The following is an 11,825-nucleotide window of genomic DNA, read 5'->3' on the forward strand; positions in this document are numbered from 1 at the left end:
GTTATTGCTCACTTAACCCCTACCTGAGTATCGTCCTATGAGCCGTGATCGCGCCGTGCAACAACGACAGCCTAAAGCATTGGCGGTCGATGATGAGCCAGCTTACATGACTGAGTTTCGTCAAGCCATGCTGGCGCGCGGTCTAGCGACGCGTACTCGTAATGCGTACGTCCGCGATCTACGCTCTTGTGAGCTGACCAATTCTAGCGCCCTGACACGATGGCAGCCTGATGATGTGCTGCATTGTCTGTCGCTCCTTGCTAAAGATGGCAAAACTCCACGTACCCAAGCACGCATGCTCTCAAGCTTGCGTCAGTTTTATCTATGGATGATCGCCAGCAATTTGCGTGAAGATAATCCTTGTGAGCGTATTAAAAGTCCAAAACTCGGACGTCCGCTGCCAAAAGACTTAGCCGAGGCTGACGTCGATAATCTACTTGCTGCACCTGATACCGGCACCGCGCTCGGTCTCCGTGATAAAGCCATGCTAGAAGTTTTATACGCTTGCGGTCTGCGGGTGAGTGAGTTGATTAACCTCTCATTAGAGCAAGTGAATCTAAACTCAGGCTGGCTACAAATCACAGGGAAAGGCAATAAAACGCGATTGGTGCCCCTCGGCGAATATGCAGCGGATGCATTGGAAGATTATCTATCGCATGGCCGCGGCGATCTAATTGCCCATCTAAAATCTGGCAATTGCCAAGCGGTGTTTTTGACTGCGCAAGGTGGTTATATGACGCGGCAGAATTTTTGGTATCTACTTAAGAAATACGCTCAAATTGCTAGTATCGATAAAGAATTATCACCGCATACGCTACGTCACGCATTTGCCACGCATCTACTTAATCATGGTGCCGACCTGCGTAGCGTGCAGTTATTGCTTGGGCATAGTGATTTATCCACCACGCAAATCTATACCCATGTGGCGACCGCAAGATTGCAGCAGTTACATGCTACGCATCATCCGCGTGGGTAACTTTTGGGTAGCGTGGTGAGCAGAATTGTCATTCAACATTGGTTCATGATCGTCAGAGGAATACATAGTGTCGCAAGCTCAGCCATCTACCTTATCTACCCTAACCAAACAACAAAATGCTGCTCTCAGAAACCTCACTATTATGGGTTATTTGGAAGGCACGTCTTTTTTGCTGTTACTGGGTATCGCCATGCCGCTTAAATACATGTTGGGCATGCCTGAAGCGGTGAGTTATATCGGGCCAGTCCATGGGGTGTTATTCGTTGCTTATATTATGGTGCTGATCATTACAGCGGGTAGAATAAAACTGCCCCTATGGGCGCTACCCGCTGGTGTGCTTGGCTCGTTTCTACCCTTTGGACCGTTTGTGTTTGATCACTTATTGAAGAAGCGTTTGAGAGATTAATACTCAAAATATTTTGTATGCTGGCAACGCTTAGGAATGTAATATAAAGAGTTATCTTCGAAGATAAAAAAATGGCAACAGCTCTGAAGCCATTGCCATTTTATAAGATTAAACTCTAGCAGTTAAAAATCGAAAGACAACTGCTGATTTGGATAACTACGACAATGTTCACAAACGCGTTCCCAGCGTTTGAATCTATACCGCCAGTACCAACGTACATGAACGGCTTTAGGGTAGAAACATTCTTTAGCCATATAGGCCTCCTGACTTCTTATAATTAATGAGATATCAATTTACAAGTAGCCACAGAGGCATAGACAATGCCTAACATTTAATATAAAGTATGTGTGTACCCTGCAAAAGTACAAAATACCTTAAAATAATGATAGTCATCAACCTCTGAGACTACTCATTTTTTTTGGTTTTTAATTTCTAAGCTCAGCAATTGTCGTTGCTGAGCTTTTTTAATCCTCCATATTTTGTTCCTCCTCTTCGCTCACTGGTTGTAAAGAATAAACGCCTTTCTTACTAGGAAGAGAATATATTAAATTTTTACTAATCATTCTATATAACTTTGCACCGAGCTTTTGACGCTCAAGTATTTCACCAGTTTTATGGTAAACTCGAATCATTATTTTATCGATACTTGCAATACCACCCAGATCTTCAACAACTTCCATTAATAGGAAATCCTGTTTATCTGATTCGGAGATATTAAGCTCTGCAATTAGTTCAGGAGGTAAACCAATAAGGTCATTAGGAGTGATATAGATAGAGTTTGAGGAGGGTTTTTCTCTATAGTTATTTTCGATAAACTGTTTTAAAGATAGAAAGTCCTTGGACCTATTACGGTAGGCATCAGCTCTTACTTGATCACCTTGCTGTTCAAAATGACCGCTACGTGCAACTTGATAAGTTGCTTGTTCGTTGACAAAATCTAGTACTTTGGGTAAACTATCCATTACTACCTCATGTAGTATTCGTAAAAAAATGGTACAGCCTGAGCTGTTTAATAATCCATTACTCTATCTGAAAAACTGCTCCTGAACGCTCTCTTTAGTCGGATAGCTCGCTCAGGGGCTTTTTCTTGTCTCTATAACTTAGATTCTATTGCATACTTTAATGCAAGTCAAGGTGGTTAATTGAGATTTTGAAGTATAAAGCAATGAGTAACGCGATTTTTAAGAAAGGCCAAGAGCTGAAAACTAAGAAAAATAAATAATATACTATATTTTTCAACATGTTACATAGAAAGAATCTATCTTGTCATATATATTTGGTATTCAGTTAACTATATTTTAACGAATGTAACTTGCTCAAAAATTTAAAATTAACATATCGACGTCTTAGAAATGCTGTTTATCATTCTTTAACAGCTGTCTTCCCCATTTAAATCTCGCAATAATACAATAGTCGCCTTACGGTGCAGTTTAGCCCTGACTGGAGCAGTTATCCTGTCATAACTGCTAGATTGCGAAGGCTTGGTAGGTCAGGATGTCGCGGTAGCAGCAACCTGACCTGTCTATAGCCGTGCCCTAGCAGATATGGCAGATAATAGCGGACGGCAGGATCAGCTCCTATCACAATTTTTGCAATAACGACGTCCCACAATACAATAGATAGCTGCAAACCTGCATTTTTCTCGTTACAATACCCATCATACGATGCGCACTGTCTGACTGGACAACGCCCCCCCCCTTTTACCTATCTATTATCCGAGAATCCTATGAGCCACCCACTAAATCATAAGCCACCTGCCGACCTCCTCAAAAACGCCGAACACTGGCGCGAAGACATTCATTTTCGCCAAGACGTGCTAGGCAAGCCGTTTGATTTTGCGACCACGTGGGGTATTTTTTCACCGCAAAAGCTCGATGATGGTAGCCTGATGCTGCTTGATTATGTAGATTTCCAAGACGATGATGATTCGATCGATTTGGGCTGTGGCTATGGTGTGCTGGGTATGACAGCAGCACGTGAATGTCCAAATGGTCAGCATACGCTCATTGATAAAGACTTTATGGCGGTAGAGTATGCGCGCCGTAACTGTGAGAAAAACGGTCTAAACAACGTCGATGTGCATTTATCAAATGGCTTTAACCATGTGGCAGCCGATAAAGACTTTAGCCTTGTGATGTCAAACTTGCCCGCCAAAGTAGGTAAAGAGCAGCATTATCTGTATTTCCTCGATGCTTATGCGCGCATGCGCAAGGGTGGACGTTTTTATGTCGTGACGATTAATGGCTTACGTCAATTTGTGAAACGCTCATTTACTGAAGTGTTTGGCAATAGTGAAAAGATTAAACAAGGTAAAACCTACACAATTACTATGGCGACCAAAGACTAGTTTTAGCTTTTCCTGATTAAGTTTCGGCTATTTAAACTGAAGCTTAAATTGAAATCGACATAAAAAAGCACGCTAAATTAATTTTAGCGTGCTTTTTATTTTGTATGACCAATTGTCTTTTTACATCTGGCGTTTTATCAAATATCCGCCCAATAGCGCGCTGCCGATAATCGGCAATAGCACCATAAGCATCGGTGAAAAGCCTGTCGCTAGCGATACAAAACCAACTAGGTCTTGAATATAGCTAAATAGTAGACCAAACAGCAATGCCACGACGATACGCAAGCCTAAGCTGTGCGTCCGTAGCGAGCCAAAGACAAACGAGCAAGCGACAATCACCAGCGACAATATCGACAATGGCGATAGTAGCTTTTGCCAAAATGCCACTTCATGATCTAAAGAGCGATTACCCTGTTGACGCATAAACGTACGGTGCTCATACAGTTGCGTCAATGACAAATCCTCTGCCTTACGCGTTAGCAGATACACAGACTCTGGGGCAAAGGGTAAGCTTAACGTATCTGATGGTGAAATAGCTTGGCTACTCTCAAATCCCTGGTTGATAGAGAGCTTAACCATATCATTTAGCTGCCACTCGTAACGATACTGCTCGCTTGGTTTTTCACTATTTACATCGATTGGTTCACGGCCAGTATACTTTCCACCTTCCGCATGGACAGCAGTTTGCAAATTACCGTTGTTGTCCAAATGCCAGCGTTTCACTTCGCCAATATTACCCGCGACATCAGCATAATCAATATATAAAATATCGCTACCATCAGGTGTGGCACTGCCATCTTCTGCGGTTTCGAAACGTGGCTGTATCGTCCAGTAGCCGCGTACTGATGTGACCAGTGAAGTGCTATCTTCATCATTAATTTGTTTTGCTAACTGGTTAGAAGACGGTAGGACGAATTGATTAATAGCCAATGCCAGTAGTACAAATATTAAAGCGGGCTGCAATACCCAGCCGACGATACGATAGATACTGACCCCAGCCGCGCGCATGACGACCAGCTCGCTTTTATTGGCCAGCAATCCCAACCCTATGACAGCACCCAATAGCGCACCCGTTGGGATAAATTGCTCTAAAAAATAAGGCGAGCGATAAAAGATATATTTGAGCGCCTCGCCCATAGTGTAGTTATCATCTAACGAATCAAGCTCTGATAAGTAAGAGAAAATCAGCTGTAATGCCCATAAGCCAATGACGGCAGCGATAATAGCCAATAGAGCATTGAGTTTGACATAGCGGCTAAGGACTTTTAGATTGGCAGGTTTCTTAGCCAATTGATCAGACTCGGCTGATTTAGCAAATAAAGAGCGCATTAAGACTGCCCTCCTTGTGAGCTGTTGTTCTGATTATCTATGTCGCTAACTGAACTAGTTGTGGCAGCGGCTAGCCTATTTTCTTGTTTGCGAAAGCGTAGTCGATGTTGCACGCGGCTGCCCCAATTCATATAAAGCGCCAATGCCATAAATCCTAAGATAAGCCATGCATACGCCCATACGCTGATGCTGTCTTTGCTCACCGCGTTTTTGAGCGAGATGATACCTAATGCACAGCTGACAAATAATAAGATAGAAGGAAACAATCGCAACCAACGTCCTTGACGCGGACGGACTTGCGCCAGTGGCACGGCCAACATAGGCGCGATAATCATCAGCCATGGTAGCGCCAAACGATAGCCAAGCTCACCTTGTGCAGCACGCATTGCACTATTCGTACCTGATGGTGAGCTACTCGTGGCGGCCTGCCACAATGTTCCAATCTTTTGCGTTTCGATATTGTCTTCGGTGATAACTTCCTGTGAAGACTCAGTCAAGGTGATGCGATAACGATCAAAAGCGACTTGATTATATTTCAGACTGCCTGCGCCGACTTCGTAACGACGTCCTTGGAACAAATCCAACTGGGTCACGCCGCTATTGCCGGTATCCACTTGCTCAGCACGCTTAGCCAGCGTGATAGTGTCTTTGCTAATGTCCTTTGCACCGCTATTTATAATATTTTTTGGTATGTCTGAGATGCCAATCTGTTCGGCCGTCTCGCTGTCAATCGTATTATTCATATCAGTGGCATTGGCATTAGCATCGACACTTTCAGCAGCACTACCTTTTTTCGCAGGTTCAGATTGGATCAAGATCACATCTTGCAACTTTTTCTTATCATCGCTGAGACTACCTACGTATAAATGGTAATTACCGCTACTGATAAACTCGTTCGGACGAATCAAATCAAACGCACTGGTTAATGCTTGCTGCTGCCAGACCGCCTCAGACGAGCGGACACCCCAAGGTTTACCAACGACAGATAGCGCCGCTTCACCAACGAACAATGCCAATATTAATGGTGTCATCAATCGAGCAAGCTTACCTCGAGATACGCCACTAGCATTGATCACTGCCATTTCTTGATCGACATATAAGCGGCCAAATACCAGCATCAAAGCGATAAAGAATGCTAGCGGTAAAATGAGCTCTAAAAAGTACGGTAGGTTATACCCAATGATCGTAAACAGTAGGCTGACGTCCAAACGACCTTCAGCAGCGATGCCAAAATAGCGTATCAAACGACCACCAAGCATCATCACTACCAAAAACCCCAACACTAAGGCAGTGGTCGAGGCAACTTGTTGTGTCATGTAGCGGCGTAATATCACAATGGGTACTCTTAAACAGTTGGTATGCGCGCGATTGATGATGAGCTTATTAAATATCTAGGTCGTACGGCGACATATCATCAGCATGATATGGGTCATCTAAATACTCAAATAACGGTAAACGTTACTAAGCGACTGGTTAGTCATACTCAATAAACACCAGCAACAGATATAACCGCTAATGCTAGCATGTTTTGCATAAAAATGGCTGTGAAATGTGTTTGAAAACATTACCTACATCTTGCTGAGAGCGCATTATTGATAGTAAGTAACAAATATAGCAAATATTGGATAAATAATTGCTAAAACCTCAAATTACGTCGAATTGATAGTATTTATAGCGCTAAGTTTTTGCTTTATTTATTTTAGAAAGGTTTGTTTGTCATTCGTATCATCGAACATTTATCTCTGTTATTAATTGCTAGACTGACTAATAGAAAAATATACTTATATCGTCAAACGGAGAATAATACTAATGAATAACACGATCTCTACACCCTCTACCCTACTTGAACTCGCTGGCGGCACATTCGATGCGCTTGATTGGTCAAATTGTGCGCTCGTTCTTATCGACTATCAAAACGAATATGTCGATGGCGCTATGCCATTAGGGGACGCTGGGGCAAAAGCTATCGCCAATGCGCGCCTACTACTCGATAAAGCGCGTCAGCAAGATCTACCTATCTTTCACATTACCCATCACGGTGCCGAGAATGGCAATGTCTTTGACCCTTTGTCAGCCAATGTTGAGATCGTCGAACAGTTGCAGCCGCAAGATGGCGAAACAGTAATTGCCAAAAAGCATCCGAATGCCTTTTATGATACGCAATTACAATCACTGATTTCAGCAGCAGAAAAGAAGCAGATTATTTTTGCGGGTTTTATGAGCCATATGTGTGTCAGCTCAAGCGTCCGCGCCGCATTTGATTTAGGTTTTGATAGCCTTGTCTGCCATGATGCCTGTGCCACTCGCGACCTACCTAGCGCTACAAGAAAGCCGATAAGCGCTGAAATCATGCATGATACTGCCATGGCAGCACTACAAGACAGATTTGCCGCGATGGTAACGACCGATGAATTGGTCAATGGCTAATATGTTGGCATCATCGAAAAATGATAATGTAACCGCTAGACCATAGCGTAAGTTAGCACAGCATAATAATTCAAACGTATTACCTAAGGCTTGCTAACTGCGCTCGATTATCGCAATATGCTACACTACTGTGATTGCTCGATAGACCAAATAATCTAATAATCTGACAGGTATAAGCAGTCATCCAAATCCTGCAATTTTCATAACTCTAATAAGGATAACTATATGAATATCAAATTATCTCAGCATTTACCAAAGACCCATACACAGAAAATCTTGAAAAAAGAAGCCAAAAGTAAAGACGATGCTTGTCTGGTTGTATTGGTCGATGACAAGAAAAACATTCTTGCTGAATCTGTACTGACCGAATATACCACTCGTATTGAGCAGTTGATTGAAGTATCACATTTCAAGGGCACTACCTGTGAGACTGTTGCTGACTATGCGCTGGCAGGTGATAAAAAGACCACTAAGCAAAACCCTGTTCAACTGCTGTTGGTCGGTGTAGGTAACACTGATAAATTCAACAATACAGTACTGCAAAAAATCGCCAATACTATCTATAGCAGCACACAAAAGCGTGTGTCTTCTATCACTGTCGCCTTGAGTGATGCACTGGAAGAAAATCACTTTGGTCAATTTGCCCTTAATCTACTAGCAGCAAGCTACCGCTTTGACAAGTATAAGTCTGAGCAAGCGAGCCCTGTATTGACTGATGTTTATCTGTTAGCTGATGAGTCACTACAGCCTGCGCTAGCATTTGCTCAGTCAGTATTTGCTGGTCAGAGCCTCACTCGTGATGTGGCCAATGAACCTGGCAATATCTGCTTCCCAGCTTACATGGCTGAACAAGCTCAAGAGCTTGCAAAAACTTATCCTGACCTATTGACCGTGAAGGTACTAGGTGAAGACGAGATGTCAGCGCTAGGTATGCATTGCTTCTTGGCCGTTGCACAAGGCTCTACCAAAGAAGGTAAACTGGTGCTCATGGAGTACCGTGGTAAATCAGAATTTAGTTCAAATGCAGGCACTACCGAGCACACCACTAGCAACGCAAAAGTAAGTGGTCTAAAGGCATTAGCCGATAAACTACCAACCAAAAAGTCAGCTAAAAATGCGAGCAAAAATAGCAATGACAATGCACAAGCGACCAATGACGACGCACCTATCGTATTAGTCGGTAAAGGCGTAACCTTTGATTCAGGCGGTATCTCAATCAAGCCAGGTGCGGCGATGGATGAGATGAAGTTTGACATGGGTGGTTCGGCGTCAGTACTTGGTACAATCAAAGCATTATGTGAAGCACGTCTACCAATCAACGTCGTTGGTGCGCTAGCCTGTGCTGAAAACATGCCATCAGGTGATGCCACGCGTCCAGGCGATATCGTTAAAGCGATGAATGGTAAATCAGTTGAAATCTTGAACACTGATGCTGAAGGTCGCTTGGTACTAGCAGATACTTTGTGCTACGTGCAGCGTTATCAGCCAAAAGCCATCATCGATGTTGCCACTTTGACTGGCGCTTGTGTGGTTGCGCTAGGCCATGTTCGTTCAGCTGTATTTAGTAATGATGAAGATGTCCTGTTTGATTTAGAAAATGCCAGCAACCTATCAGGCGACCTAATTTGGCATATGCCTTTAGATGATGAATATCAAGCTCAGCTTGATTCACCAATCGCTGATATGCAAAACATCGGTGGTAAAGGTGCTGGTGCCGTAACTGCCGCCTGCTTCTTATCGCGCTTCATTGAAGAAGGACAAGCATGGGCGCATTTAGACATCGCTGGTACTGCATGGAATTCAGGCAAAGACAAAGCAGCCACTGGCCGTCCTGTGCCATTGTTTATGCAATATCTAAAAAACAGTGTAGAGATGGCTTAATTCATTTATGAAAATTAGTTTTTATGTATTAAGTGAGAGTAAGGCCCAAGATTTCTTGGGCTTTATTTGTCAGCTGACTCAGACGGCGCTTAACAAAAGCGCTCAGTCTTTGCTGATTTTAATTGAAGATGAAACATTACTATCAACTCTAGATACGGCACTTTGGGCACAAGATTCCACGAGTTTTATACCGCATCAGTGTCTTTCTGATACTGACCATAAAAGTACTGATGTTGATAGCAACATTGCTACTTCTGAAGTATCAGCGCCTGTACTGCTAGGCAATCATATGCCAGCAGATTTTAATGGTATCGTGCTCAATACAACGACACGTCCGGTCAACGATTTTATGGCTGCTACCAATAATTCAAAACCCTCTCGAGTCCTTGAGCTGATCCGACCTGATGCTACAAGTACACAAGAAGGTCGCAATAAATATAAAGCCTACCAGCAATTAGGTTATGATCTGACCCACTTTAAGGTGTAGCTCTACTGTTTATTTTCCCCTTATCTTTTACAACGAAATACCCTTCCTACCTTATATATCACTGCCTATATCGCTGCTTTTACTCTCCTATAAATGAAGTATTCTGAGTAGCTAGCCCTTGCCTATAAGTGCTGCATTCTTTTTATACTAGTTGTATAACTTTACTATCCCTCTGTTTGCACGCAACAGCTACTGCTATGAACGGTATGCGAATATGCCAAAAAATGCTACCATCCTTCGATAAATTTTCTGTTGTGACAATTCACTTACTTTTAACGGACTTGAGGGTGTACAGATGCGTTCATTGATTGCGATGTATCAGCGTATAGGGCTGGTGCCGCTTATTATTATTGGCTTGGTATTAGGGGTATTGATTGGTTGGCTAGCGCCAAGTATCGGCACCGCCATAGGGTTGCTTGGTACACTCTTTGTCGGCGCACTAAAAGCAGTCGCTCCCATCCTAGTATTTATTCTGGTTATGGCAGCCATTAGTCAACATCGCAGTGGCAATGAAGTCTACGTAAAGCCGGTGCTTATCATGTACATGTTCGGCACTTTTTTGGCAGCGCTAACGGCAGTCGGTGCCAGCTTTTTATTCCCGACTGAGCTGGTCTTGATCAACGCCGATATCGCACAAGTACCACCTGCTGACCTTAAAGAGGTCTTGACGAACTTGCTCATGAACTTGGTCGCCAACCCGATCAATGCAATCGCTGAAGCCAACTATATTGGTATCTTAGCATGGGCAATTATCATTGGTTTTGCATTGCGCCAAGCCAGTGATACTGCTCGCAATGTTGTCGGTGATTTTGCTGATGCCATCTCACAAGTGGTCAAATGGATTATTGCTTTAGCGCCATTTGGTATCTTAGGCCTAGTTGCTAGCACGGTTGCTGAGACAGGCTTTGCTTCTTTGGCAGGCTACGCACGTATCTTGATGGTATTGATCAGCTGCATGTTATTCATTGCGTTGGTTGCCAATCCACTTATCGTCCTTATTAAAACGGGTAAAAATCCTTATCCACTCGTGTTCAGATGTCTGCGCGAATCAGGAATTACTGCCTTCTTTACACGCAGTTCAGCGGCCAATATTCCAGTCAACATGAACCTTGCCCGTAAGCTTGGACTGCATGAAGACACTTATTCGGTGACCATTCCACTAGGTGCCACCATTAACATGGCGGGTGCTGCGATTACGATTAATGTCTTAACGCTTGCTGCTGCTCATACGTTGGGTATTGAAGTGACGTTTGCATCAGCGCTGCTACTCAGTCTGGTTGCTACGATTAGTGCTTGCGGTGCTTCTGGTGTTGCTGGTGGTTCGTTGCTATTGATTCCACTCGCTGCTAGCTTATTTAGCATTCCAAATGATATCGCGATGCAAGTGGTTGCGATTGGCTTTATCATCGGTGTGATTCAGGATTCAGCTGAGACTGCCTTGAACTCTTCAACTGATGTATTATTTACAGCAGCAGCGGATCCTACGTATTCGCGTTAATTTCTGCTAAAGTGTTTTATATAGACATAAAAAAAGGGCCTTTAAAGGGCCCTTTTTTTATGCGGTATTTTGATTGTTTGATTACTTTAGGTTATCTATGTCGACTTCGATGACTGGTGTTTGCTGTTCTATTTGACGTTTAAGTTGGCGCAGTTGCTCAACCTCATCTAACAGCTCAAGTATCAAACCAATTGCTGGTACGCTGGCTTCAAAGTCACGACTCAGTCGTGATGCACGGCGCACTGTCGTCAGCTGATAACCAGTGAATTGCTCACGCTCTGGTACATCATACTCAATGATATTTTCTTCGATTAATTCGATGACCCATTGGCGCTCTTGGCCACAGGCAGAGACCAGTTCATCTAAGCTCATGATGATGTCTGTAAATTCAGTCGAGTGGTTCATAGCTATTATCCTCGTTTTCTCTTTATTTCATCGGTATCGTATTCATCTCTGCTATTCGTCTATTACTTC

At 43.3% G+C, this 11,825-nt stretch carries 12 protein-coding genes; 8 read left to right on the forward strand and 4 right to left on the reverse strand.

What is annotated here, in order from left to right:
* The first annotated feature begins 37 nt into the window (after positions 1-37).
* Complete coding sequence (xerD, locus tag JMX91_RS02400; protein ID WP_201547511.1) at positions 38-976, forward strand: site-specific tyrosine recombinase XerD; 939 nt, start codon at positions 38-40, stop codon at positions 974-976.
* Between the two features lie 67 nt (positions 977-1,043).
* Complete coding sequence (locus tag JMX91_RS02405) at positions 1,044-1,382, forward strand: DUF3817 domain-containing protein (protein ID WP_227679235.1); 339 nt, start codon at positions 1,044-1,046, stop codon at positions 1,380-1,382.
* A gap of 464 nt (positions 1,383-1,846) precedes the next feature.
* Here JMX91_RS02405 and JMX91_RS02410 read toward each other — a convergent pair whose 3' ends face one another.
* Positions 1,847-2,344, reverse strand: a complete 498-nt coding sequence (locus JMX91_RS02410; RefSeq protein WP_201547512.1) for a hypothetical protein — start codon at positions 2,342-2,344, stop codon at positions 1,847-1,849.
* Between the two features lie 764 nt (positions 2,345-3,108).
* On the opposite strand from JMX91_RS02410, the gene JMX91_RS02415 reads away from it, so the two are divergent.
* Complete coding sequence (locus tag JMX91_RS02415; RefSeq protein ID WP_201547513.1) at positions 3,109-3,729, forward strand: class I SAM-dependent methyltransferase; 621 nt, start codon at positions 3,109-3,111, stop codon at positions 3,727-3,729.
* 120 nt (positions 3,730-3,849) lie between these two features.
* Here the strand turns inward: JMX91_RS02415 and lptG are convergent, their stop codons facing one another.
* Positions 3,850-5,058, reverse strand: coding sequence for an LPS export ABC transporter permease LptG (lptG, locus tag JMX91_RS02420; protein WP_201547514.1), 1,209 nt, complete (start codon positions 5,056-5,058; stop codon positions 3,850-3,852).
* Entirely contained in the window at positions 5,058-6,374 is a 1,317-nt protein-coding gene (locus JMX91_RS02425) for an LPS export ABC transporter permease LptF (RefSeq protein ID WP_201547515.1), read from the reverse strand. The genes lptG and JMX91_RS02425 overlap by 1 nt, the downstream gene beginning before the upstream one ends.
* 42 nt (positions 6,375-6,416) lie before the next feature.
* On the opposite strand from JMX91_RS02425, the gene JMX91_RS13365 reads away from it, so the two are divergent.
* From JMX91_RS13365 to sstT, 5 genes are all read left to right on the forward strand, one after another.
* Positions 6,417-6,548 (forward strand): hypothetical protein, encoded by a 132-nt coding sequence (locus JMX91_RS13365; protein ID WP_265089149.1) that lies wholly within the window; start codon positions 6,417-6,419, stop codon positions 6,546-6,548.
* 319 nt (positions 6,549-6,867) lie between these two features.
* A complete protein-coding gene (locus JMX91_RS02430; RefSeq protein ID WP_227679236.1) occupies positions 6,868-7,485 on the forward strand; it encodes a cysteine hydrolase family protein in 618 nt (205 codons plus the stop codon).
* 225 nt (positions 7,486-7,710) lie between these two features.
* Positions 7,711-9,366, forward strand: a complete 1,656-nt coding sequence (locus JMX91_RS02435) for a leucyl aminopeptidase (protein ID WP_201547516.1) — start codon at positions 7,711-7,713, stop codon at positions 9,364-9,366.
* A 7-nt stretch (positions 9,367-9,373) separates the two neighbouring features.
* Positions 9,374-9,853, forward strand: coding sequence for a DNA polymerase III subunit chi (locus tag JMX91_RS02440; protein ID WP_201547517.1), 480 nt, complete (start codon positions 9,374-9,376; stop codon positions 9,851-9,853).
* Positions 9,854-10,148: 295 nt separating this feature from the next.
* A complete protein-coding gene (gene sstT / locus JMX91_RS02445; protein ID WP_057757687.1) occupies positions 10,149-11,351 on the forward strand; it encodes a serine/threonine transporter SstT in 1,203 nt (400 codons plus the stop codon).
* Positions 11,352-11,432: 81 nt separating this feature from the next.
* On the opposite strand, the gene JMX91_RS02450 is transcribed toward sstT, so the two are convergent.
* Positions 11,433-11,756, reverse strand: a complete 324-nt coding sequence (locus tag JMX91_RS02450) for a chaperone modulator CbpM (RefSeq protein WP_134292240.1) — start codon at positions 11,754-11,756, stop codon at positions 11,433-11,435.
* Positions 11,757-11,825: the final 69 nt, after the last annotated feature.

Origin of the sequence: Psychrobacter sp. Pi2-1 (assembly GCF_904846645.1) — a bacterium.
Classification (GTDB): domain Bacteria; phylum Pseudomonadota; class Gammaproteobacteria; order Pseudomonadales; family Moraxellaceae; genus Psychrobacter.

Bases quoted from the DNA above. Each gene is read 5' to 3' on its own strand.
- JMX91_RS02450 (WP_134292240.1), bottom strand. From the start codon at position 11,756: ATGAACCACTCGACTGAATTTACAGACATCATCATGAGCTTAGATGAA.
- xerD (WP_201547511.1), top strand. From the start codon at position 38: ATGAGCCGTGATCGCGCCGTGCAACAACGACAGCCTAAAGCATTGGCG.
- JMX91_RS02435 (WP_201547516.1), top strand. From the start codon at position 7,711: ATGAATATCAAATTATCTCAGCATTTACCAAAGACCCATACACAGAAA.
- JMX91_RS02415 (WP_201547513.1), top strand. From the start codon at position 3,109: ATGAGCCACCCACTAAATCATAAGCCACCTGCCGACCTCCTCAAAAAC.
- JMX91_RS02425 (WP_201547515.1), bottom strand. From the start codon at position 6,374: ATGACACAACAAGTTGCCTCGACCACTGCCTTAGTGTTGGGGTTTTTG.
- JMX91_RS02440 (WP_201547517.1), top strand. From the start codon at position 9,374: ATGAAAATTAGTTTTTATGTATTAAGTGAGAGTAAGGCCCAAGATTTC.
- lptG (WP_201547514.1), bottom strand. From the start codon at position 5,058: ATGCGCTCTTTATTTGCTAAATCAGCCGAGTCTGATCAATTGGCTAAG.
- JMX91_RS02430 (WP_227679236.1), top strand. From the start codon at position 6,868: ATGAATAACACGATCTCTACACCCTCTACCCTACTTGAACTCGCTGGC.
- JMX91_RS13365 (WP_265089149.1), top strand. From the start codon at position 6,417: ATGCGCGCGATTGATGATGAGCTTATTAAATATCTAGGTCGTACGGCG.
- JMX91_RS02410 (WP_201547512.1), bottom strand. From the start codon at position 2,344: ATGGATAGTTTACCCAAAGTACTAGATTTTGTCAACGAACAAGCAACT.
- sstT (WP_057757687.1), top strand. From the start codon at position 10,149: ATGCGTTCATTGATTGCGATGTATCAGCGTATAGGGCTGGTGCCGCTT.